General features: G+C 65.0%; 19 protein-coding genes. 11 read left to right on the top strand and 8 right to left on the bottom strand.

Annotated elements, in window-relative coordinates; all coding sequences use genetic code 11:
• Positions 1 to 83 precede the first annotated feature (83 nt).
• Together ACPZMI_RS03285 and ACPZMI_RS03280 are read right to left on the bottom strand one after the other, a co-directional pair.
• Positions 84 to 1,643, bottom strand: coding sequence for a phospholipase D family protein (locus ACPZMI_RS03285; protein ID WP_186669905.1), 1,560 nt, complete (start codon positions 1,641 to 1,643; stop codon positions 84 to 86).
• A 60-nt stretch (positions 1,644 to 1,703) separates the two neighbouring features.
• Complete coding sequence (locus ACPZMI_RS03280; protein WP_186669903.1) at positions 1,704 to 3,134, bottom strand: aminotransferase-like domain-containing protein; 1,431 nt, start codon at positions 3,132 to 3,134, stop codon at positions 1,704 to 1,706.
• A 177-nt stretch (positions 3,135 to 3,311) separates the two neighbouring features.
• Between ACPZMI_RS03280 and ACPZMI_RS03275 the strand changes: the two genes are divergently transcribed.
• On the top strand, positions 3,312 to 3,542 hold the full coding sequence (locus tag ACPZMI_RS03275) for a DUF1127 domain-containing protein (RefSeq protein ID WP_186711306.1): 231 nt from the start codon (positions 3,312 to 3,314) through the stop codon (positions 3,540 to 3,542).
• Here the strand turns inward: ACPZMI_RS03275 and ACPZMI_RS03270 are convergent, their stop codons facing one another.
• A complete protein-coding gene (locus tag ACPZMI_RS03270) occupies positions 3,543 to 4,835 on the bottom strand; it encodes an NAD(P)/FAD-dependent oxidoreductase (RefSeq protein ID WP_426351662.1) in 1,293 nt (430 codons plus the stop codon). It abuts the gene before it with no gap.
• 128 nt (positions 4,836 to 4,963) lie between these two features.
• Between ACPZMI_RS03270 and ACPZMI_RS03265 the strand changes: the two genes are divergently transcribed.
• Entirely contained in the window at positions 4,964 to 5,314 is a 351-nt protein-coding gene (locus tag ACPZMI_RS03265) for a YkgJ family cysteine cluster protein (RefSeq protein ID WP_054894110.1), read from the top strand.
• A 4-nt stretch (positions 5,315 to 5,318) separates the two neighbouring features.
• Here ACPZMI_RS03265 and dadR read toward each other — a convergent pair whose 3' ends face one another.
• A complete protein-coding gene (dadR, locus tag ACPZMI_RS03260; protein ID WP_003258963.1) occupies positions 5,319 to 5,807 on the bottom strand; it encodes a transcriptional regulator DadR in 489 nt (162 codons plus the stop codon).
• A 155-nt stretch (positions 5,808 to 5,962) separates the two neighbouring features.
• On the opposite strand from dadR, the gene dadA reads away from it, so the two are divergent.
• From dadA to ACPZMI_RS03235, 5 genes are all read left to right on the top strand, one after another.
• Complete coding sequence (gene dadA / locus ACPZMI_RS03255; protein WP_186669900.1) at positions 5,963 to 7,264, top strand: D-amino acid dehydrogenase; 1,302 nt, start codon at positions 5,963 to 5,965, stop codon at positions 7,262 to 7,264.
• Between the two features lie 131 nt (positions 7,265 to 7,395).
• Positions 7,396 to 8,469, top strand: a complete 1,074-nt coding sequence (gene alr, locus ACPZMI_RS03250; RefSeq protein WP_186669899.1) for an alanine racemase — start codon at positions 7,396 to 7,398, stop codon at positions 8,467 to 8,469.
• A gap of 109 nt (positions 8,470 to 8,578) precedes the next feature.
• Complete coding sequence (locus ACPZMI_RS03245; protein ID WP_186669898.1) at positions 8,579 to 9,127, top strand: cupin domain-containing protein; 549 nt, start codon at positions 8,579 to 8,581, stop codon at positions 9,125 to 9,127.
• A 135-nt stretch (positions 9,128 to 9,262) separates the two neighbouring features.
• Positions 9,263 to 9,685, top strand: a complete 423-nt coding sequence (locus tag ACPZMI_RS03240) for a c-type cytochrome (protein ID WP_186669897.1) — start codon at positions 9,263 to 9,265, stop codon at positions 9,683 to 9,685.
• A gap of 166 nt (positions 9,686 to 9,851) precedes the next feature.
• Positions 9,852 to 11,720 (top strand): acetyl-CoA hydrolase/transferase C-terminal domain-containing protein, encoded by a 1,869-nt coding sequence (locus ACPZMI_RS03235; protein ID WP_426351661.1) that lies wholly within the window; start codon positions 9,852 to 9,854, stop codon positions 11,718 to 11,720.
• Positions 11,721 to 11,824: 104 nt separating this feature from the next.
• Here ACPZMI_RS03235 and xpt read toward each other — a convergent pair whose 3' ends face one another.
• Both xpt and rep read right to left on the bottom strand, forming a co-directional pair.
• Complete coding sequence (xpt, locus tag ACPZMI_RS03230; RefSeq protein WP_028689919.1) at positions 11,825 to 12,397, bottom strand: xanthine phosphoribosyltransferase; 573 nt, start codon at positions 12,395 to 12,397, stop codon at positions 11,825 to 11,827.
• Positions 12,398 to 12,470: 73 nt separating this feature from the next.
• Entirely contained in the window at positions 12,471 to 14,480 is a 2,010-nt protein-coding gene (gene rep / locus ACPZMI_RS03225) for a DNA helicase Rep (RefSeq protein ID WP_054894105.1), read from the bottom strand.
• 255 nt (positions 14,481 to 14,735) lie between these two features.
• On the opposite strand from rep, the gene ACPZMI_RS03220 reads away from it, so the two are divergent.
• Positions 14,736 to 16,400, top strand: coding sequence for a putative bifunctional diguanylate cyclase/phosphodiesterase (locus ACPZMI_RS03220; RefSeq protein ID WP_426351660.1), 1,665 nt, complete (start codon positions 14,736 to 14,738; stop codon positions 16,398 to 16,400).
• A 35-nt stretch (positions 16,401 to 16,435) separates the two neighbouring features.
• Here ACPZMI_RS03220 and ACPZMI_RS03215 read toward each other — a convergent pair whose 3' ends face one another.
• Positions 16,436 to 17,818 (bottom strand): NorM family multidrug efflux MATE transporter, encoded by a 1,383-nt coding sequence (locus ACPZMI_RS03215; protein ID WP_186669892.1) that lies wholly within the window; start codon positions 17,816 to 17,818, stop codon positions 16,436 to 16,438.
• A 160-nt stretch (positions 17,819 to 17,978) separates the two neighbouring features.
• On the opposite strand from ACPZMI_RS03215, the gene ACPZMI_RS03210 reads away from it, so the two are divergent.
• The 3 genes from ACPZMI_RS03210 (at position 17,979) to ACPZMI_RS03200 (ending at position 21,432) form a co-directional block, all read left to right on the top strand.
• Entirely contained in the window at positions 17,979 to 18,905 is a 927-nt protein-coding gene (locus ACPZMI_RS03210) for a LysR substrate-binding domain-containing protein (protein WP_186721046.1), read from the top strand.
• Positions 18,906 to 19,024: 119 nt separating this feature from the next.
• A complete protein-coding gene (locus tag ACPZMI_RS03205; RefSeq protein ID WP_288377608.1) occupies positions 19,025 to 20,935 on the top strand; it encodes a cytochrome c/FTR1 family iron permease in 1,911 nt (636 codons plus the stop codon).
• Positions 20,936 to 20,982: 47 nt separating this feature from the next.
• Complete coding sequence (locus tag ACPZMI_RS03200; RefSeq protein WP_054894100.1) at positions 20,983 to 21,432, top strand: YaiI/YqxD family protein; 450 nt, start codon at positions 20,983 to 20,985, stop codon at positions 21,430 to 21,432.
• Positions 21,433 to 21,476: 44 nt separating this feature from the next.
• On the opposite strand, the gene elbB is transcribed toward ACPZMI_RS03200, so the two are convergent.
• Positions 21,477 to 22,142, bottom strand: coding sequence for an isoprenoid biosynthesis glyoxalase ElbB (gene elbB / locus ACPZMI_RS03195; protein ID WP_426351659.1), 666 nt, complete (start codon positions 22,140 to 22,142; stop codon positions 21,477 to 21,479).
• Positions 22,143 to 22,320 lie beyond the last annotated feature (178 nt).

Genomic DNA, 22,320 nt, shown 5'->3' with positions numbered 1-22,320 from the left:
GGGGTTTTTTCTGTTGACTTGTTTTTTTGTTGTGTTGGGGCTGTTTTTTTTTGGAGGGGTGTGGTCCTTCCCCCTCCCCGCTACTACAGCATCTTCTCCAATCCCACCGCCTTGGCCACCCAGGCATTGAACCGGCGCCATATCCCGCCCGGCTCAGCGGTCAGGGTATGTATCTGGCCATTGTCTTCGGTCACCCAGACCATCTTCCCGTCCACCAGCTTCGGTTGGTAGCTCAACGCCGGCGCCATGCCCTGTTCAGCCAGTGCGCGGGTGTACTCAGCCAGCTCCGGGCTGTCGACCATCACCCCGACCTCGGTGTTCCACAGCACCGAACGCGGGTCGAAATTGAAAGAACCAATGAAGGTCTTGCGCCGGTCGAAGACCATCGCCTTGCTGTGCAGGCTCGAATCGGACTGACCCTTGAAGCTGAGCACGCCGCGCGCGGCGCTGGGGTCTCCGGGCTGGCGACGCAGCTCGAACAGCTCCACGCCATGCTCGAGCAGGGCGCGGCGGTAGGGCGCATAGCCGCCGTGCACGGCCGGCACATCGGTGGCTTCGAGCGAGTTGGTCAGCAGCTTGACCGAGGTGCCGGCGTCGGCGCGGCTGGTGAGGTACAGCAGGCCTGGCTCGCCCGGCACGAAGTAGGCCGACACCAGGATCAGCTCGCGGTGTACGTTCTTCAGGTCGGGCGCCAGTTGCTGGGTCATCAGCAACTGCGGGTCTGGCTCGCCGCGGGCCAGCACCTTGCTCGGCGCATCCCACAGCGCCTGGCTGTGCGCCCAGATCAGCTCGTTGCGCCAGATGTCCAGGCGTGGCTCGCTCTGATAGGCCATCAGTCGGTCGTACAAAGCCTTGCGCTGCACCCTGGCCTGCGCCAGCCAGGTTTCCAGGCGCTGGCGGCTGGCGCGCAGGTCGCTGGCGTCCGGCGTGCTCCACAGGAAGTCGCCGATCGGCCGGCTCAGGGCGCTGTTCCAGTACTGGTCGAAGCTATGCCCGAGCTGCTCGGCCACAGGCCCTACACCCAGCAAGTCGATGTCAGTGAAGTTCAGGTTGGGCTCGGCGTCGAAGTACTCGTCGCCCAGGTTGCGCCCGCCGACGATGGCCATGCTGTTGTCGACCAGGAACAGCTTGTTGTGCATGCGCCGGTGCTGCAGCGACAGGTTGAACAGCCGCCCCATGGCGCGCGTCAGGCCGGTGCTGCGGCCCAGGTGCAGCGGGTTGAACACGCGGATCTGGATATGGGGGTGGGCAGCAAGGGTGCCGATCAGGCTGTCCAGGCCATCGCTGGTGGTGTCGTCGAGCAGGATGCGTACCCGCACGCCGCGGTCGGCGGCGCGCAGCAGCTCGTGCACGAGGGCGCGGGTGCTCAGGCCATCGTGGACGATGTAATACTGCAGGTCGATGCTGGTCTGGGCGTTGCGGATCAGCTCGGCACGGGCGCGGAAGGCTTCGTTGCTGTTGGGCAGCAGGCGAAAGCCGGAGCGCCCCTCATAGGGCGCAGCCTGGCGCTGGACCGAGCGGCCGAACGCCGAGTCGTTGGCCGGCAGCGCCTGGCTCACGTCGCGAGGTGTATCGATGCTGGCGCAGCCGCTCAGGCCGAGCAGCAGCACCAGCAGCAGAGGCAGAACGCGCTGGAGTCTCAAGGGCGAATCGTCCTGTACGACAGGTCACTGGAAGGTTGGACCGTGGAAGGCGCTGCAAAGTTACCCGGCGCCGCTGTCCTGCGCCAGTAGGCGATAGGCAGTTTCACCCACCTTGCGTACCGCCGCCTCGATTTCCGGGGTGGCGCGGGTGGCGAAGTTCATGCGCAGGCAGTGGCGGTACTTGCCCGACGCCGAAAAAATGCTGCCTACGGCAATCTGTACGCCCTGTTCCAGCAGCGCACGGTTCAGTCGCAGGGTGTCGAAGCTCTCGGGCAGTTCCACCCACAGCATGAAGCCGCCCTGGGGCCGGCTGGCGCGGGTGCCGGGCGGGAAGTAGCGGGTCACCCAGTCGCTCATCTGGTCGCGGGCGCGCTGGTACTGCGCCCGGACCCGGCGCAGGTGCGGCTGGTAGTGGCCTTCGGCGATGAAGTCGGCGATCGCCAGTTGGGGCTGGCAGGCGGTGCTGCCGGTGCTGATGTACTTCATGTGCAGCACCCGCTCCAGGTAGCGACCGGGCGCCACCCAGCCGACCCGCAGGCCTGGGGCCAGGGTCTTGGAGAACGAGCTGCAAAGCAGCACGCGGCCATCCTCGTCGAACGATTTGATGGTGCGTGGGCGTGGGTAGGTGTAGGCCAGGTCGCCGTACACATCGTCTTCGAGGATCGCCACGTCGTAGCGCTGGGCCAGGGTCAGCAGGGCCTTCTTGCGCGCCTCGGGCATGATGTAGCCCAGCGGGTTGTTGCAGCTGGGGGTGATCTGGATGAGCTTGATCGGCCACTGCTCCAGCGCCAGTTCCAACGCCTCCAGGCTGATGCCGGTGGTCGGGTCGGTGGGGATCTCCAGCGCCTTCATGCCCAGGCCCTTGAGTGTCTGCATGGCGCCGTGGAAGCTGGGCGAATCCACCGCGACGATGTCGCCCGGCTCGCACACTGCGCGAATGCTGGTCGACAGTGCTTCATGACAGCCGGTGGTCACCACCAGGTCGCCCGGCCCGAGGTTGCAGCCTGAGTCGAGCGTCAGGCGGGCGATCTGCTCGCGCAGGGCGTCGTTGCCGTGGATGTTGTCGTAGTACAGCCCTGGCATGTCCAGGCGCCGGCTGAGCTGGGCAAGGCTGCGCAGCAGGGGCTTGAGCGTCGGGCTTTCGATGTCGGGCATGCCGCGGCCGAGCTGGATCACGTCCGGGTGGGGGCTGGCGCGTACCAGCTCGAGCACCTGCTCCCACTGGGAGATATCCACAGGGCGTTGGGCGGGGCGGCTGATGGCGGGCAGGGCCGGCAGGCTGCGATTTTCCGTGACGAAGTAGCCGGACTTGGGGCGCGGAGCCACCAGGCCGTTGTCCTCCAGCTGACGATAGGCCTGCTGTACGGTGCTCAGGCTGACGCCGTGCTCAAGGCTCAATGAGCGCACCGACGGCAGGCGTTCGCCAGGACGATACAGGCCTTGTTCGATCCGGGCACCGAGCAATTCGGCGAGGTTCATGTAGAGGGTCACGGCATACTCCTGCACACAGGGGGCAAGGTGAACGATACAGATTGGCCAAAAATACTGCATTCAGCCGCCGCTTTGCCAATTCTGTATGGAAATAATAACGCTAGGTTGAATCTGTATCGTGCATGGCTGCCGAGCGCATGCTTTCTCCAGCTTTCGAGGTAATCAGGAGACATGGCAATGAACGGCTTGAGCGATGTACGACTGCAACTGTTGGCGGAAGAACTGCGCGCAGGGCAGTGGCCCAAGGTTTCCAGCGCCCCTGTGGGCTTGGGGCGCCTGGGGCTGATGGTGCATCGCTGGCGCTCGCGCAGGGCGCTGCGCGAGTTGAGCGATCAGCAACTGCTGGATATCGGCATCAGCCGCCAGCAGGCCCGGGAGGAAGGGTGCAAGCCATTCTGGCGAGCGTGATCAGAGCAGTTCCTTCAACCGGTACCAGAGCATCCCCAGCGCCAGCAGCGGCGAGCGCAGGTGCTTGCCGCCAGGGAAGGTCGCGTGCGGCACCTTGGCGAACAGGTCGAAGCGCCCCGCCTGCTGGCCGCTGACGGCCTCGCCCAGCAGGCGTCCGGCCAGGTGCGTGGCGTTCAGGCCATGGCCGGAGTAGGCCTGGGCGTAATAGACGTTGGGCTGGCTGGCCAGGCGCCCCACCTGCGGCAGGCGATTGGCGCCGATGCCGATCATGCCGCCCCACTGATAGTCGATGCGCACACCGGCCAGCTGCGGGAACACCTTGAGCATCTTCGGGCCCATGTAGGCGCCAATGTCCTTCGGGTCGCGCCCGGAGTAGTGGCAGGCGCCGCCGAACAGCAGACGGTGATCGGCGGACAGGCGGAAGTAATCCAGTGCCACGCGCTGGTCGCACACGGCCATGTTCTGTGGCAGCAACTGGCGGGCACGTGCTTCGCCCAGGGGTTCGGTGGCGATGATGTAGCTGCCGGCGGGCAGCACCTTGCCGCCCAGTTCGCGGTTGAGATCGTTGTGGTAGGCGTTGGTGCACAGCACCAGCGTACTGGCGCGCACCCGGCCCCGCGCCGTGTGCACCTGGACTTGCGGGCCGTAGTCGATGCGGGTTACTGCCGAACCCTCGTGCAGCTTCACGCCCAGGCGCTCGGCGGCAGCCGCTTCGCCCAGGGCCAGGTTGAGTGGGTGCAGGTGGCCCGAGCCCATGTCGACCAGGCCGCCGACGAAGCTGTCCGAGCCGACCACGCTGCGGATCTCGGAGGCCGGCACCACGCGGACCTCGTGGCGGTAGCCCAGGCTGCGCAGTTCTTCGGCGTTTTCAGCGAAACCGTCCAGCTCGGCGGGCTTGTATGCCAGGTCGCAGTAACCCCAGGTCAGGTCGCAGGCGATGGCGTGGCGCTCGATACGTTGACGCGCGATCTCCACGGCCTCCAGGCCCATCAACTTGAGGCTGCGTACGCCATCCTCGCCAAGCACCGGCAGGAACTGCTCGACATCGTGGCCGACACCGCGGATCAACTGCCCGCCATTGCGACCGCTGGCGCCCCAGCCGATCTTGCGGGCTTCGAGCAGGATCACCGAAAAGCCGCGCTCGGCCAGTTCGATGGCGGTATTCAAGCCCGAATATCCACCGCCGACGATGCACACGTCAGCGCTGTGCTCGCCTTCCAGGCTTGGGTAATCCGGTTGCGGCGCGCTGCTGGCGGCATAGTAGGAGGCGGCGTGCTGCGCGCTGTTGATCATCTGGAGAGGCCCTGGGGTCGGTGCGAAGGGGGCGAGGATAAGCCGGGGTTTCGCGGTTGGGCAACCGGGCGAAGGCTTGTTCCACGAATGGTCCTATAATCCTCACAAATCCCGATGACACACCGCCCATGCCCTGCAACCACAAGATCCAGTTCCTGCGCGAACTCATCCCGTCCTTCGAATGCGAGCCGGGCTGCCACGACTGCTGCGGCCCGGTCACCACGTCCAGCGAAGAGATGGCCCGTCTGCCGCGCAAGACCCAGGCCGAGCAGGATGCTGCGCTGGAGCGCCTGGACTGCGTGCACCTCGGCCCGCAAGGCTGCACTGTCTATGAAGAGCGCCCGTTGATCTGCCGCCTGTTCGGCACCACGCCGCGCATGGCCTGCCCCCGTGGTCGTGGTCCGCAGCAGCCGATCGAGCCCGAGGCCGAGCGGCTGATCCATGGCTATATCGCCAGTACCCGCCAGGTGCTGGTCTGACGGTTCAGTCCGGAATCGGCAGGCAGAGGCTCTCCTTGACCTCTTCCATCACGATGTAGCTCTTCGATTCGCGCACATGCGGCAGCTTGAGCAGGATGTCGCCCAACAGCTTGCGGTACGAGGCCATCTCGGAAATGCGCGCCTTCACCAGGTAGTCGAAGTCGCCCGACACCAGATGGCACTCCAGTACATGGGGCAGCTTGAGGACGGCGCGGCGGAACTCTTCGAAGGTATCGCCGGACTTGTAGTCCAGGCTGATCTCGACGAACACCAGCAGGCTACCCTTGAGGTGTTGCGGATTGAGGCGGGCGTTGTAGCCCATGATGATGCCCTCACGTTCCAGGCGGCGGACACGCTCGGTGCAGGGGGTGGTCGACAACCCGACTTTCTCGCCCAGTTCGGTGAAGGAGATACGGCCGTCGTTCTGCAGGATGCGCAGGATGTTGCGGTCGATCTTGTCCAGTTCACGTTTGCTCTGGTGTTGGGTTCTCATAGGGGATGCCCCTCCGTGAAAGGCGTTTTTGCCGAGAATTCTCGCCAAATATAGGTTTTTATATAGTGAAATGCACTGGGCGGAGATTCTTATACTGCGCGCATCCATGCCATTTCAACAAAAGACTGCGGTGTACCGCGTGCGAGGGATAGACGATGCGAGTTCTGGTACTTGGTAGCGGTGTGATCGGAACCGCCAGTGCCTACTACCTGGCCCGGCAAGGTTTTGAAGTGACAGTGGTCGATCGCCAGCCGGCGGTGGCCATGGAAACCAGCTTTGCCAACGCTGGCCAGATCTCGCCCGGCTATGCCTCGCCCTGGGCCGCGCCCGGCGTGCCGCTCAAGGCCATCAAGTGGCTGCTCGAGCGCCACGCACCGCTTGCCATCAAGCTGACCGGTGACGTCGACCAGTACCTGTGGATGGCGCAGATGCTGCGCAACTGCACCGCCAATCGCTATGCGGTGAACAAGGAGCGCATGGTGCGCCTGTCCGAGTACAGCCGCGACTGCCTCGACGAGCTGCGTGCCGAAACCGGTATCGCCTACGAAAGCCGCACCCTGGGCACCACCCAGCTGTTCCGCACCCAGGCCCAGGTCGATGCCGCAGCCAAGGATATCGCGGTGCTCGAGCAGTCCGGCGTGCCCTACGAGCTGCTCGACCGCGACGGCATCGCCCGCGTCGAGCCTGCGCTGGCGGGCGTGAAGGACATCCTTGCTGGCGCCCTGCGCCTGCCCAACGACCAGACCGGCGACTGCCAGCTGTTCACCACCAAGCTGGCCGATATGGCCATCAAGCTGGGCGTCGAGTTCCGTTTCGGCCAGAACATCCAGCGCCTGGACCATGCCGGTGACCGGATCAATGGCGTGTGGATCGACGGCAAGCTGGAAACCGCCGATCGCTACGTGCTGGCGCTGGGCAGCTATTCGCCGCAATTGCTCAAGCCGCTGGGCATCAAGGCACCGGTGTATCCGCTCAAAGGCTACTCGCTGACCGTGCCGATCACCGATGCCGACATGGCGCCGACCTCGACCATTCTCGACGAAACCTACAAAGTCGCCATAACCCGTTTCGACAACCGTATCCGTGTCGGTGGCATGGCTGAAATCGCCGGTTTTGACCTGTCGCTGAACCCGCGTCGACGCGAAACGCTGGAGATGATCGTCAACGACCTTTATCCTCGCGGCGGCGACCTGAGCCAGGCCAGTTTCTGGACCGGCCTGCGCCCGGCCACTCCGGATGGCACCCCGATCGTCGGCGGTACTGCGTTCCGCAACCTGTTCCTGAATACGGGTCACGGCACCCTTGGCTGGACCATGGCTTGCGGTTCCGGTCGCCTGCTGGCCGACCTGATCGCGCGCAAGAAGCCGCAGATCAGTGCCGAAGGTCTGGATATCTCGCGCTATGGCAACAGCCGCGAGAGTGCTGGCCAAGGTAGCCCGGTGTCGGCTCACCAGTAATTTCAGCGCTGGCTTCCTCACGAGCGAGCCCGCTCCCACGGCAGGATGAGGACTTGTGGGAGCGGGTTTGCCCGCGAAAAGGCCAGCACCGTTCCTCCGTCATAAACAGATCCACCAGAAGGCTGCCCTCCATGCGCCCCGCCCGTGCCCTGATCGACCTCCAAGCCCTCCGTCACAACTACCGTCTGGCCCGTGAACTGTCCGGTGCCAAGGCCCTTGCCGTGGTCAAGGCCGATGCCTATGGCCACGGTGCGGTACGTTGCGCCCTGGCGCTGGAAACCGAGGCTGACGGTTTCGCCGTTGCCTGCATCGAAGAGGCCCTGGAGCTGCGTGCCGCAGGGATCAAGGCTCCGGTGCTGCTGCTCGAAGGCTTCTTCGAGGCCAGCGAGCTGGCGCTGATCGCCGAGCACGACCTGTGGTGCGTGGTGCACTCGCTGTGGCAGCTCGAAGCGATCGAGCAGACCGCCGTGCGCAAGCCGCTGAACATCTGGCTCAAGCTCGACAGCGGCATGCACCGCGTCGGCCTGCACCCCAAGGACTACCACGAGGCCTACCAGCGCCTGCTGGCCAGCGGCAAGGTCGCGCGCATCGTGCTGATGAGCCACTTCGCCCGCGCCGACGAACTCGATGCCTCGACCACCGAGCAGCAGGTCGCGGTGTTCGAGGCCGCCCGCCAGGGGCTGGCCGCCGAGTGCAGCCTGCGCAACTCCCCCGGCGTGCTGGGCTGGCCGCAGGTGCCGAGCGACTGGGTACGCCCAGGCATCATGCTGTACGGCGCCACGCCGTTCGAGGTCGCGCAGGCCGCAGCTGCGCGCCTGCAACCGGTGATGACCCTGCAATCGCGCATCATCAGCGTGCGCGAACTGCCAACCGGTGAGCCGGTCGGCTACGGTGCCAAGTTCACCAGCCCGCGCCCGACCCGGGTTGGCGTGGTCGCGATGGGTTACGCCGATGGCTACCCACGCCACGCGCCCACTGGCACCCCGGTGTTGGTCGCCGGCAAGCGGACTCAACTGATTGGCCGGGTCTCGATGGACATGCTCTGCGTTGACCTCACCGAAGTGCCCGAGGCGGGTGTCGGCAGCCCGGTCGAACTGTGGGGCAAGCAGGTCCTGGCCAGTGACGTGGCGCAGCAGGCGGGCACCATTCCCTACCAGATCTTCTGCAATCTGCGGCGCGTACCGCTGGATTATTACGGCGAATGAGGCGCTGAAGCGGACAGGCTGGGGTCTTGCGTGTTGTAAATACTGAACGGCATTGCCATGATATCGTTCACATTTGACCCCACCTCGACCGTTTCTGGAGGCGCAAGCTTTGGACGTCGGCGAACGACTGCAAGCCATCCGCAAGCTCAAGGGCCTGTCCCAGCGCGAACTCGCCAAACGGGCGGGCGTAACCAACAGCACCATCTCGATGATCGAGAAGAACAGCGTGAGCCCGTCGATCAGCTCCCTGCGCAAGGTGCTCAGCGGCATTCCCATGTCGATGGTCGAGTTCTTTTCCGTCGAGCTGGCCCCTGAAAGCCCTACCCAGATCGTCTACAAGGCCCACGAGCTGATCGACATTTCCGACGGCGCGGTGACCATGAAGCTGGTCGGCAAATCGCACCCCAACCGTGCCATCGCCTTTCTCAACGAGGTCTATCCACCGGGCGCCGACACGGGGGAGGAGATGCTCACCCACGATGGCGAAGAGACCGGAATCCTGCTCGAAGGCCGCCTGGAGCTGGTGGTCGGGGCGGAGACCTTCATCCTCGAAGCGGGCGACAGCTACTACTTCGAGAGCACCCGCCCGCACCGCTTCCGCAACCCTTTCGAAGAACCTGCCCGCCTGATCAGTGCTGCCACGCCTTCGAACTTTTGATCCAGCGCAGCGTATTGTTTCGCCAATACCCCTTTCCTGTGTGGGGTCGTTTCACGCCTTCCGGGTAGCCGCTATACTTTTCAACGCTCGCCAACCGTGGCCGCGGGCGTGATTAGCCACCATGAGGGTGTACGCGTGAACCAAATCAAGAAGATGCTGGCCGTACCAGCAGCCGTATTCGCCCTCTGGGCACTCAATGCAACCGCTGCGACCAATGACGACATCGCCAAGCGCCTGGAACCGGTGGGGCAGGTGTGCGTCCAGGGCCAGGAGTGCAAGGGCATGGAAGTGGCCGTATCGGCCGGTGGCGGTGGCGCCAAGACGCCCGATGAAATCATCGCCAAGCACTGCAATGCCTGCCATGGCACGGGCCTGCTGAACGCGCCGAAAATCGGCGACACGGCCGCCTGGAAAGAGCGCGCCGATCACCAGGGCGGCCTCGACGGCATCCTGGCCAAGGCCATTACTGGCATCAACGCCATGCCGCCCAAGGGGACCTGTGCGGATTGCTCGGACGACGAGCTCAAGGGTGCGATCAAGAAAATGTCGGGGCTGTAGGCCGGACCGGATTTGCGCAAAGCCCGCCATCGATGGCGGGCTTTGCATTTGCGGGGGAATCTGCCCGTAGGAGCGGGCTTGCCCGCGAAAGCGCCGGCCCGCTCAGCAAATCAGCTAGGGTAATGGTCACAGCCTGTACGCCCCGAAAAAGCCACAGGAGCCCCCCATGCCCCACCGCTGCTCGATCGACCAGGCCGTCGACCAGGTCCTGGCCCGTCTCCCCGCCCATATCCACATGGGCCTGCCCCTTGGCCTGGGCAAACCCAATGCCTTCGTCAACGCCCTCTATGCGCGCATCCGAGACCTGCCCGAGCGCCGCCTGACGATCTACACCGCCCTCAGCCTGGGCCGACCGCCGCTGGGTGACGGCCTGCAGCGGCGTTTCCTCGAACCCTTCGTCGAGCGCGTGTTCGCCGACTACGAAGAGCTCGACTACCTCGCCGACCTGCGCAACGACACCCTCCCGGCCAACATCCGTGTCGAGCAGTTCTTCATGCAGCCCGGTTCGCTGCTGCACAGCGAGACCGCCCAGCAGGACTACGTCAGTAGCAACTACAGCCACGCTGCGCGCGATATCAACGCCAAGGGCCTGAACCTCATCGCCCAGATCGTCGCCGCCACGCCCGAGCGTCCGGATCACCTGAGTCTGGCCTGCAACCCCGATATCACCCTCGACCTGTTGCCGATGATCGCCAAGCGCCGCGCCGCCGGCGAAACCATCCTGCTGCTTGGCCAGGTGCATGTCGAACTGCCCTACATGCCGGGCGACGCCGAGCTTGCGGCCCAGGATTTCGACCTGCTGATCGACACTCCCGAGCAGCGTCGGCTGTTTTCCACGCCGAACATGCCGGTCACCCTCCAGGATCATTGCATCGGCCTGCACGCCAGCACCCTGGTGCGCGATGGTGGCACCCTGCAGATCGGCATCGGCGCCATGGGCGATGCCGTGGCTGCTGCGTTGCTCGCGCGTCAGGGCGACAACGACGGCTACCGCGCGCTGCTCGAAGACCTGGACCTGAACCCCTGGAAAACGCTGATCGAGCGTGAGGGTGGTATGGATGCCTTTGCTCAGGGGCTCTACGGCTGCAGCGAGATGTTCGTCAACGGCCTGCTGGCGCTGGCCGAAGCAGGCGTGGTGCGGCGTCCGGCCGACGAGCAGGGCGTGCTGGTGCATGGCGGATTCTTCCTCGGTAGCGCGGATTTCTACCGGCGCTTGCGGCAGATGCCTCTTGAACAGCGCAAGCGCTTCGCCATGACCGCCATCAGCTTCATCAACGAGCTGTATGGCGACGAAGCGCTCAAACGTCGCCAGCGCCGCGATGCGCGCTTCGTCAACACGGTGTTCGGCATGACCCTGCTCGGCGCCGGGGTGGCCGATCAACTGGAGGATGGCCGGGTACTCAGTGGCGTGGGCGGGCAGTACAACTTCGTTGCCCAGGGCCATGCGCTGGAGGGCGCGCGTTCGATCCTGCTGCTGCGCAGCTGGCGCGAGGCGGGTGGCGAGGTGACGTCGAATGTGTTCTGGCAGTACGGCCATTGCACCATTCCCCGGCACCTGCGCGACATCGTGATCACCGAATACGGCATCGCCGACCTGCGTGGGCAGACCGACAGCGAGGTGATCGCACGGCTGCTGGCGATCAGCGACTCACGTTTCCAGAAGCCTTTGATGGAGCAGGCCAAGAAGGCCGGCAAGCTGGCGCGGGACTTTGAGCTATCGGCACGTTTCACCGACAACACGCCCGAGCGCCTGGAGGCGGTCAAGGCGCTGCATGCGGGGTTGTTCCCCGAGTATCCGTTGGGCAGCGACTTCACGCCTGAGGAGCAGGACCTGCTGCGGGCGCTGAACTGGCTCAAGAGCAAGTTCAAGCTGAGCGAGGTGCTGGAGTTGGGCAAGGCTGCGCTGGATGCGCCAGAACCTCAGGCCTATCCGGCGCATCTGCTGCGGATGGGGCTGAGTGAACCGCAGGGGCTGAAGGAGGAGCTGTACCAGCGGTTGCTGCTGGCGGGGTTGCAGGCGAGTCAAAAAAGCTAGGAGCAAACGAGGCCCCGTGGAGCTGTCAGTGCCGACCTCTTCGCGGGCTTGCCCGCGAAGAGGCCCTCATTGAATGGCCACAATCGAGTGAGTGTGGCGCCGCCTTACTCGATGAAGGTCACGACCCCACCTTCCAGCGACTTCACCCGAGCCAGCGATTCGACGCGATAGCCCTGGCTGTCCAGCTCGGCGCGGCCGCCCTGGAACGACTTCTCGATGACGATCCCCAGGCCCGCCACCGTGGCGCCGGCCTGCTTGATGATCGAGATCAGCGCCTGGGAAGCCTTGCCGTTGGCCAGGAAGTCATCGATCACCAGCACGCGGTCGCTGCTGTTGAGGTGACGCGGCGAGATGGCCACGGTGTTCTCGGTCTGCTTGGTGAAGGAATACACCGAAGCGGTCAGCAGGTTCTCGGTCAGGGTCAGCGACTGGTGCTTGCGGGCGAAGATCACCGGCACGCCCAGCTTCAGGCCGGTCATCACTGCCGGAGCGATACCCGACGCCTCGATGGTGACGATCTTGGTCACGCCGGAGTCTGCGAACAGGCGGGCGAACTCGTCACCGATCAGTTGCATCAGTGCAGGATCGATCTGGTGGTTGAGAAACGCGTCGACTTTGAGAACCTGATCGGAAAGCACGATGCCTTCTTCGCGAATCTTCTGATGCAGTGCTTCCACTGTGTATTCCTCGATGTAGCAAGAGTGGCCGCATCCAGAAGGTAGCGGCAAAGGTTGAAAGAGTAATGGTTGATCAGCGTTTGAGCATGGCCCGGATGTCGGCCAGCGCGTTGTTGCCCCGCGCCGCCTTCACCTCCACAGGCGCATCCTCCAGGCCTTCCCAGGCCAGGTCGTCCGGCGGCAGTTCGTCGAGGAACCGGCTGGGCGTGCAATCGATGATTTCGCCGTACTGCTTGCGCTTGGCGGCGAAGGTGAACGCCAGGGTCTGACGGGCGCGGGTGATGCCCACGTAGGCCAGGCGGCGCTCTTCCTCAATGGTGTCGGCTTCGATGCTCGAGCGGTGGGGGAGGATTTCCTCCTCCATGCCCATGATGAACACGTAGGGGAACTCCAGGCCCTTGGAGGCGTGAAGGGTCATCATCTGCACACCTTCGGCGTTTTCTTCCTCTTCCTGCTGGCGCTCGAGCATGTCGCGCAGCACCAGCTTGCCGATGGCGTCCTCGATGGTCATGTCACCCTCTTCGTCCTTCTCGAGGGTGTTCTTCAGCGCATCGATCAGGAACCAGACGTTGCCGATGCGAAAATCCGCCGCCTTGTCGCTGGCGGTGTTCTGGCGGATCCAGTTCTCGTAGTCGATATCCTTGACCATCTCGTGCAGCGCAGCGATCGGGTCTTCCAGGGCGACCTTGTGGCGCACGCCGTCGAGCCAGTGCTTGAAGCGCTGCAGGCGTTCGGTGTAGCGCGCATCCAGGTGCTCGCCCAGGCCCAGTTCCTCGCTGGCGGCATACATCGACACGCCACGCTCGGTGGCGTAGTTGCCGAGTTTTTCGAGCGTGGTCGAGCCGATCTCGCGGCGCGGCACGTTGATTACTCGCAGGTAGGCGTTGTCGTCGTCCGGGTTGACCAGCAGGCGCAGGTAGGCCATGAGGTCCTTGACCTCCTGGCGACCGAAGAAGCTGTTGCCGCCCGACAGGCGATAGGGCACCTGGTGGTGCTGCAGCTTCAGCTCGATCAGCTTGGCCTGGTAGTTGCCGCGGTAGAGGATGGCGAAGTCGCTGTACGGGCGATTGGTGCGCAGGTGCAAGGTAAGGATTTCCATGGCCACGCGCTCGGCCTCGGCTTCCTCGTTCTTGCAGCGGATCACGCGGATTTCGTCGCCCACGCCCATCTCGCTCCACAGCTGCTTCTCGAAGTCGTGGGGGTTGTTGGCGATCAGCACGTTGGCGCAGCGCAGGATACGGCTGGTGGAGCGATAGTTCTGCTCGAGCATCACCACTTTCAGGGAGGGGTAGTCCTCCTTGAGCAGCATCAGGTTTTCCGGGCGCGCGCCACGCCAGGCGTAGATCGACTGATCGTCGTCGCCCACCACGGTGAACTGGTTGCGCATGCCGATGAGCATCTTCACCAGCAGGTACTGGCTGGCGTTGGTGTCCTGGTATTCGTCGACCAGCAGGTAGCGCACGCGGTTCTGCCAGCGCTCGAGCACGTCGGTGTGCTCCTGGAACAGCTTGACCGGTAGCAGGATCAGGTCGTCGAAGTCCACCGCGTTGTACGCCTTGAGCGTGCGCTGGTAGTGGGTGTAGACGATGGCGGCGGTCTGCTCGCGCGGGTTGCGCGCTTTCTCCAGGGCTTCGGCGGGCAGGATCAGGTCGTTCTTCCACGAGCCGATCATGTTCTTGATCTCGTCCAGCCCGTCGTCGCCGGAGTATTCCTTCTGCATGATGTCCGACAGCAGCGCCTTGATGTCGGATTCGTCGAAGATAGAGAAGCCTGGTTTGTAGCCCAGGCGCTGGTGTTCCCGGCGGATGATGTTCAGGCCCAGGTTGTGAAAGGTGCACACCGTCAGGCCCCGGCCTTCGCCCGGACGCAGCAGGGTGCCGACCCGCTCCTTCATCTCGCGCGCGGCCTTGTTGGTGAAGGTCATGGCGACGATGTACTGGGCACGGATGCCGCAGTTCTGGATGAGGTGGGCAATCTTGCGCGTGATCACGCTGGTCTTGCCGGAGCCTGCACCGGCGAGCACCAATAGAGGGCCGCCGACGTAGTCTCGGGCTTCCTGTTGCCGGGGATTGAGTCGGGACATGCTAGAAACCGGGAGTAACCAGAAAATAGCCGCGCATTCTAGCAGGCATGGGTCGGTTATGGCGCGACCGTCTGACAGTGTGATGCAGCGCACCATTCAGATTTGCGGGCGTTGCGACTTTCGCGCAGGATGCACGGCACAATCCGTCGAGATGCGGGGCAGGGAACGCCACATGCAAAAGTGAGAATCATTTCTACTTGTCGGTTAGGATACGGCGCATCCTCGGTCACACCGTTCAAGCCCTAAGGAGCCCGCTTGTCCACGCCCGTCGAACCGTTGCGCTTGCTGCTGTTGGCCGATGAGCCGGAATGGGCTGCATTGCTGCGCGAATGTGTCCAGCCGCTGGCCGGCAGCGCGGTGCTGTTGACTGCGCCGAGCTGGGAGGCGGTGGACAGCCTGTTCGTTCACGATCGCCAGGCTGTGGTGCTGGCCACGCCCGACCTGCAGCCGGCACCCGGGCGCTGCGACCTGCCGACCATCCTGCTGCTGGAGCACGAGCCCGAGGCGCCTCCGGTGGGGGTGAGCGACTGGCTGGTGCGCGGGCAGCTGAACAGTGATGCGCTACGCCGCTCGTTGCGCCATGTACGCGAACGCGGTGTGCTGGTCGCCACCTTGCAACGCCTGGCCGAGCAGGACCCGCTCACCGGCATCGCCAATCGCCAGGGCTTCCAGGCACTGCTCACCGCCCGCCTGGCGGAGAACGCAGGCCGCGGCCTGGCCCTCGGCCACCTGGACCTGGACAACTTCCGCCACGTCAACGACGCCCTGGGGCACCAGGGCGGTGACCGCCTGATCCTGCAGGTGGTCAACCGTCTCAAGCAGCAACTGGAGGCCGGCGACCAGTTGGCCCGCCTGGGCAGCGATGAGTTTGCGCTGTTGATCGACACCCGCCGCGACCCCAGCCGCGCCGAGCGCACTGCCGAGCGAATCGTCGAGGCCCTCGCCGAGCCCTACTGGATCGATGGCGAAAGTCTGCTGCTCGGCTGCAGCCTGGGCCTGGCCCATGCCCGTGCGCAAGCGGGTGCCGATCCGTTGATGTGGCATGCACACATCGCCATGCGCCAGGCCAAGGGCAGCCAGGGCTGCACGTATCACGTGTTCAACGAGCGGATAAACAGCAACGCCCGCAGCCTCGCCGACCTGGAAAGCGAGCTGCGCCGGGCCCTGCGTCGTGACGAGCTGGAACTGCACTACCAACCGCGCCTGAACCTCAGGGACGGCACCATCGTCGGCCTCGAGGCGCTGGTGCGCTGGCGCCATGCCGAGCGTGGCCTGCTGCCGCCGAGCGAGTTCGTGCCGCTGGCCGAGCAGAGCGGGCTGATCGTACCGCTGGGCTACTGGGTCATCTCCCGCGCCCTGCGTGACATGCAGGCTCTGGGCGAGCACGGCCTGGCGCCGTTGCACATGGCGGTGAACCTGAGCTTCCGCCAGTTCCAGGACAGCCAGCTGTTGGCGACCCTGAGCCGGCTGATCGTCGAGCACGGCGTCGATGCGCGCTGGCTGGAGTTCGAGCTGACCGAGACCGCGGTGATGCGCCGCAACGAAGTGGTGCGCCAGACCATGGATGCACTGGGGCGCCTGGGTGTGCGTTTCTCGCTGGATGACTTCGGCACTGGTTTTTCGTCGTTCGTGCACCTGAACAGCCTGCCCATCACCTTGCTCAAGGTCGATCGCAGCTTCGTCGCTGGCATGGAGCAGCGCGAAGAGAACCGCAAGCTGGTGCATGCGATGATCAACCTGGCGCACAACCTCAACCTGGAGGTGGTCGCCGAGGGGGTGGAAAGCGACGAGCAACTGGGGCTGCTGCGTGACTTCGGTTGCGACCAGGTGCAGGGGTTCCTGGTGAGCCGACCGTTGCCGATCGATGAGCTGATCGTCTACCTGTTCCAGGCGGGCAAGCCGCAGCTGGTGAGTGTTTAGCCTGTAGCGGCCCTGTCGCGGGGCCGCCACCGATTTCAGGCCGACACCGCCACCCCCACGGCCGCCTTGCCCAGCAGCCGCTTCATCCGCCATTCGAACGCCAGTGTCAGCGCCACCGCCGCGCACGCCAGCCCCAGCGCCAAGCCCCACCAGATACCCACCGCACCCCCGCCGAGGGTGAAGGCGAACACCCAGGCGCAGGGTGCGCCCACCAGCCAATAGCACAGCAGGCCGATCACGAACGTGGTCTTGGCGTCCTTCAGGCCGCGGATCGAGCCCATGGCGATGGTCTGCGTGCCGTCGAACAGCTCGAACCAGGCGGCCACCATCACCAACTGCACGGCGAGCGCGAAGATGGCGGCGAACGCCGGGTCATTGCGGTCGACCAGCAGCCCCACGAAGGTTTCCGGGAACAGCCAGAACAGCACCGCGAAGGCGAACATCACCACCGCGCCCAGGCCGATTCCGATGCGCCCGGCGCTGCGCGCGGCCAGCAGGTTGCCTGCACCGTAGTACAGCCCGACCCGCATGGTCACCGCGTAGGACAGCCCGGTCGGCACCATGAACGCTGCGGAAATGATCGGCAGGGCGATCTGGTGCGCGGCCAGCTCGGTATCGCCCAGTACACCCATGCACAGGGCGGCGAAGGCGAACAGGCCGACCTCGACGATGTAAGTGCCGCCGATCGGCAGGCCCAGCCGCCATAGCTCGCGCAGTGCATCGAGCGAGGGGCGTGACAGGCCCTTGCGCAGCGGATAGGCGTCGTATGCGCGGTGCCAGTGGATGTACAGCGCCAGGGCGATGGCCATGCCCAGCGACACCACGGCAGTGACCAGGCCGATGCCCATCAGGCCCAGCTTGGGCAGGCCGAACATGCCTTCGATCAACGCGTGGTTGAACAGGTAGTTGAGCACCGTGCCCACCAGGCTGATGATCATCACCGGGGTCGAATGGCCCAGGGCACTGGTAAAGCCGCGCAGGGCCATGAAGGTCAGGTAGCCGGGCAGCGCCAGGGGCAGCAGGGTGAGGAACTGCATGGCCATGTCGACGTTGTCGGGACGCTGGCCGAACAGCAGCAACACAGGTTTGAGGTTCCACAACACCAGGGCCGCGCCCAGGGCCAGGCCCCAGGCCAGCCACAGGCCGTTCTGCGCCAGGCGCGTGGCCCCGGCGATGTCACCTGCGCCCTTGCGGAAGGCCACCAGGGTGCCGACCGCAGCGATCACGCCCAGGCAGAAGATCGACACGAACGAGTAGCTCGCCGCACCCAGGCCGCCCCCTGCCAGCGCCTGTGGGCTGATGCGCGCCATCATCAGGGTGTCGGTGAGCACCATCAGCATGTGCGCCAATTGCGAGGCGACCAGGGGCCCGGCCAGGCGCAGCAGAGCCTTGAGTTCGGTGGTGGGCGCGACATGCATGGGGCGAAGTCCTTGAGTATGAGTCCTACAGCGAGAATTGGGGATTCTGAGGCTTCGGTCAGCATTCCACAAAAGGATAAAAGCGATCGTTGGCATGAGTTCAACTCATGGATGTATGATTTCGATGATTCGCCTCATGCCCACGTATGACAGGTGTCCCATGTCCCGTCAGCTACCACCGCTGTATGCCCTGCGCGCATTTGAAGCGGCCGCGCGGCTGAGCTCCTTCACCCGCGCCGGGGAGGAGTTGTCCATTACCCAGAGTGCGGTCAGCCGCCATATCCGCACCCTCGAAGAGCACTTTGCCTGCCGGCTGTTCGTGCGCAACGGTCGCAACCTGCAGCCCACCGAGGCGGCGCGGATGCTGCTCCCTGGCGTGCGCGACGGTTTCGCGGCACTGGAACGGGCCTGCAATACCTTGCGCGGTGAGGACGACATCCTGCGCATGAAAGCCCCCTCGACCCTGACCATGCGCTGGCTGCTGGCGCGCCTGAGCCGTTTCCGCCACTTGCAGCCGGGCAACGAGGTGCAACTGACCAGCGCCTGGATGGACGTCGACCATGTGGACTTCAATCAAGAGCCCTTCGATTGCGCGGTACTGCTCAGCGATGGCAGCTTTCCGGTGGATTGGGAGGTGCGCCGGCTGTTCGCCGAGCTGCTGATTCCGGTGGGCGCCCCGGACCTGCAGGCCGAGGCGCCCTGGGACGCGCGCAGGCTGGCCAGCGTCGAGCTGCTGCACCCGACGCCCGATCGTCGCGACTGGCGCAGTTGGCTGGCGCGCATGGGCCTGAGCGAAACGGTGTCGCTCAAGGGCGGGCAGGTGTTCGACACCCTGGAGCTGGGCATGATCGCCGCCGCCCGGGGTTATGGGGTGTCGATGGGTGACCTGCTGATGGTCGCCGAAGACGTCGCCCAGGGGCGCCTGAGCCTGCCATGGCCGACGGCGGTGGCCAGCGGTCTGGACTATTACCTGGTGTGGCCGCGCACCCGGCCGGGGGGCGAGCGACTGCGGCGCTTGAGTGCCTTCTTGCAGGAGGAAGCGGCGGCGATGGATTTGCCTGAGGTGGAGATCCTGGGAGCGTCTTGAGCGGGCCGATTCAGAACGTATTCGTTGCAAGATTTTTCATGAAATCCGCCCGCGAACCTTGAGCAAGTCGAAGTGGAAGTGAACAATGTTCGCTTTCGTATTCTCGCCGAGATCGCCCCATGATTCCCCGTTCCCGTCCGCTCGCCTGGTTGCCGGCCTTGTTGCTCGGTCCGGTGCTGGCGCTGTGCAGCACCCTGGCGCAGGCCGAAGCCCCCGCCGAGGCCACCAAGGCGTTGCACCTGCTGGACTACATCGGTGCCGACTACCCGCCGACCGTGCATGACGGCAAGGTGGTGGATGAGGGTGAATATCGCGAACAGCAGGAGTTCAGCGGGGTGCTGGCCGAGCTGGTCAAGGGCTTGCCCGCCAACCCCGAGCGCGACGCCCTCGAGCAGGGTGTGCAGGCGCTGCGCCAGGCCATCGAGCAACGCCAGGACGGTGGCGCCGTGGCGCACCAGGCTCGGCAGTTGGGTGCGCGGCTGGCGGTGGCCTATGAGGTCAGCCAGGCGCCGGTGATCACGCCGGATCCGGCTCGCGGTGCCGCGCTGTATGCGCAGAACTGCTCGATCTGCCACGGTGACAGCGGTGCCGGTGACGGCCCGGCGGGTGTCGGCCTGGAGCCTGCGCCGGCCAACCTGCGCGAAGCCCAGCGCCTTGACCAGTTGAGCCTGTTCGACCTGTACAACACCCTCGGCCTGGGTATCGAGGGCACCGAGATGCCGTCATTCGCCGATCAGCTCGACGAGCGCCAGCGCTGGGACGTGGCCGCCTACATTGCCAGCTTCACCGCCGACCCGCAGGCGGCCAAGGGCGACAAGACCTGGAACATCGCCGACCTGGCCCGCCAGACCCCGGCCGAAGTCGGCGCCAATGAAGGCGCCGACGCCGTTGCTGCATTCCGTGCCCAGCGCGCCCAGCCACCGCAGGTCAAGCGGGGCCCGGCACAGCTGCTCGAATACACCTCCAGCACCCTGGACAAGAGCCTGGCGGCCTACCGCGAGGGCGATCACGACCAGGCCTACGACCTGTCGGTGGCCGCTTATCTCGAAGGTTTCGAGCTGGTGGAGAGCTCGCTCGACAACATCGACGCGCAGGTGCGCAAGGATACCGAGAGGTCGTTGATGGCCTACCGGCAGTCGCTGCAGGATGGCCTGCCTGCCGAGCAGGCCGCGCAGCGCCTGGCCGAGGCCAAGGTCAAGCTGGAGCAGGCTGCGAAACTGCTTGGCAGCGACGGCCTGAGCTGGTCGCTGAGCTACATCTCCGGGCTGCTGATCCTGCTGCGCGAGGGCCTGGAGGCGATCCTGGTGCTGGCGGCGATCCTCGCCTTCCTGCGCAATACCGGGCAGCAGTCGGCGGTACGCAGCGTCAACATCGGTTGGGGCCTGGCCCTGGTTGCAGGTTTCGCCACCTGGGCCCTGGCGGCCTACGTGATCGATGTCGGCGGCGCCCAGCGCGAGTTGCTCGAGGGCTGCACGGCGCTGTTCGCTGCGGTCATGGTGCTGTGGTTGGGGGTGTGGATGCATGACCGGCGCCACGCCGCAGCCTGGCAGGACTACATCAAGAGCAGCCTGCTCAGTGGCGGCGGGCGCTTCGGCTTCGCCATGCTGGCGTTCTTCTCGGTGTACCGCGAGCTGTTCGAGGTGATCCTGTTCTACGAAACCCTGTGGCTGCAGGCCGGGCCTGCCGGGCACCAGGCGGTGCTGGCCGGTGGTGCCACTGCGCTGGTGTTGCTGGTGGGGTTGGCCTGGGTGATCCTGCGCGGGTCGGCGAAGCTGCCGCTGTCGCTGTTCTTCAGCATCAACGCCGCGTTGTTGTGCGCCCTGTCGGTGGTGTTCGCCGGGCACGGCGTCAAGGCACTGCAGGAAGCTGGAGTGCTGGGCACGCGGCCGGTGCCGTTCTTCGAGTTCGATTGGCTGGGGATTCACGCCGACGCCTATTCGCTGAGTGCGCAGGCGGTGGCGTTGCTGGCTATCGTGGCGCTTTACGGGCGCTCGCGGATTGCCGAGAAGCGCAGGGTAGCAGCGAACTGAGGTCGGGGCTGGCACACTATCTCTTTTCGAATTACGGAAACATCGTCATGCGCATATGGATCGACGCCGACGCCTGCCCCAAGGCGGCCAAGGACCTGATCGTCAAGTTCGCCCTCAAGCGCAAGCTGGAAGTGGTGATGGTGGCCGGCCAGGCGGTGGCCAAGCCGGCCTTCGCGATCGTGCGGTTGATCGTGGTGCCCAGCGGCATGGATGCCGCCGACGACTACCTGGTGGAGCATGCCGAGCCCGGCGAGCTGGTGATCTGCAGCGATGTGCCGCTGGCCGATCGCCTGATCAAGAAGGGTGTAGCGGCGCTGGATCCGCGTGGTCGCGAGTTCGACGAGCGCAACATGGGGGATCGGCTGGCGGTGCGCAACCTGTTCACTGAATTGCGTGAACAGGGGCAGGTCGGCGGCGGGCAGGCGCCCTATGGCGAGCGGGAGAAGCAGGCGTTTGCCAATTCGCTGGATCGGATCCTCACGCGGTTGACGCGTTGACCTTTTCGCGGCCTTGCCCGCGAAAAGGCTCGCCCTGATGCGTTTCAGTCCTTCTCGTGAGTCAGCTCCAGCACCCGGTCCACCAGTTTGTAGATCCCACCCGCCGCTTCGCTGATCGACTTGGCCAGCATGTAGGCCGGGGTGCTCACCAGCTTGCGCTGGGTGTCTTCGACGATGTCATGTACATCGCACTCTTCATGGGTGCCGCCCATCTTCACCACGGCTGCGCTGGTGCCGGCATCGTTGCCGATGGTGCAGACCACGCCCGGGCCGTAGATCTTCGCGGCCAACGCCGGCGAGATGCAGATCAGGCCGACCGGCTTGCACGCCGCCGCGAAAGCCTCGGCCAGCGCCAGCACATCGGGGTTCACGCTGCAGTTGGCGCCTTCGACGGCGAAGTTGGACAGGTTCTTGGCTGCGCCGAAACCGCCGGGCACGATCAGCGCGTCGAAGTCCTCGGCCTTGGCTTCGCGAATGTCCTTCACTTCACCGCGGGCGATGCGCGCCGACTCCACCAGCACATTGCGCGACTCGGGCATCTCTTCGCCGGTCAGGTGGTCGATCACGTGCATCTGCGCGATGTTTGGCGCGAAACACTGCACCTGGGCGCCGCGCTGGTCGAGGCGCAGCAGGGTGATCACGCTTTCGTGGATTTCGGCGCCGTCATAGACGCCACAGCCGGAAAGAATCACCGCTACCTTTTTCGTCATGCTCATTACTCCAGTGTCGAGGCGCTAAATGTCCTCTAGTTTGGCAGATGTGGCCATAGGGGTTGTGCCCGACGCGGCCTAGGCTCTGTATGAAAAGCCTTGATACTCGGTGATGCTGCGTTGAAAACAGCCTCGGAATGCTCATTTACAACCCGTAAACTCCGCTTCCTCGGCTGTT

The organism is Pseudomonas wayambapalatensis (genome assembly GCF_049942315.1).
GTDB lineage: Bacteria > Pseudomonadota > Gammaproteobacteria > Pseudomonadales > Pseudomonadaceae > Aquipseudomonas > Aquipseudomonas wayambapalatensis.
The sequence above is the reverse complement of the archived record's forward strand: the minus strand, read 5'-3'. Positions and strand labels throughout refer to the sequence as shown.

Excerpts from the sequence above, each read along its gene's own strand:
- rep (WP_054894105.1), bottom strand. The coding sequence starts at position 14,480 with ATGTCCCGACTCAATCCCCGGCAACAGGAAGCCCGAGACTACGTCGGC.
- ACPZMI_RS03210 (WP_186721046.1), top strand. The coding sequence starts at position 17,979 with ATGTCCCGTCAGCTACCACCGCTGTATGCCCTGCGCGCATTTGAAGCG.
- ACPZMI_RS03200 (WP_054894100.1), top strand. The coding sequence starts at position 20,983 with ATGCGCATATGGATCGACGCCGACGCCTGCCCCAAGGCGGCCAAGGAC.
- ACPZMI_RS03215 (WP_186669892.1), bottom strand. The coding sequence starts at position 17,818 with ATGCATGTCGCGCCCACCACCGAACTCAAGGCTCTGCTGCGCCTGGCC.
- alr (WP_186669899.1), top strand. The coding sequence starts at position 7,396 with ATGCGCCCCGCCCGTGCCCTGATCGACCTCCAAGCCCTCCGTCACAAC.
- ACPZMI_RS03275 (WP_186711306.1), top strand. The coding sequence starts at position 3,312 with ATGAACGGCTTGAGCGATGTACGACTGCAACTGTTGGCGGAAGAACTG.
- dadR (WP_003258963.1), bottom strand. The coding sequence starts at position 5,807 with ATGAGAACCCAACACCAGAGCAAACGTGAACTGGACAAGATCGACCGC.
- ACPZMI_RS03265 (WP_054894110.1), top strand. The coding sequence starts at position 4,964 with ATGCCCTGCAACCACAAGATCCAGTTCCTGCGCGAACTCATCCCGTCC.
- ACPZMI_RS03235 (WP_426351661.1), top strand. The coding sequence starts at position 9,852 with ATGCCCCACCGCTGCTCGATCGACCAGGCCGTCGACCAGGTCCTGGCC.
- ACPZMI_RS03205 (WP_288377608.1), top strand. The coding sequence starts at position 19,025 with ATGATTCCCCGTTCCCGTCCGCTCGCCTGGTTGCCGGCCTTGTTGCTC.
- ACPZMI_RS03270 (WP_426351662.1), bottom strand. The coding sequence starts at position 4,835 with ATGATCAACAGCGCGCAGCACGCCGCCTCCTACTATGCCGCCAGCAGC.
- dadA (WP_186669900.1), top strand. The coding sequence starts at position 5,963 with ATGCGAGTTCTGGTACTTGGTAGCGGTGTGATCGGAACCGCCAGTGCC.
- elbB (WP_426351659.1), bottom strand. The coding sequence starts at position 22,142 with ATGACGAAAAAGGTAGCGGTGATTCTTTCCGGCTGTGGCGTCTATGAC.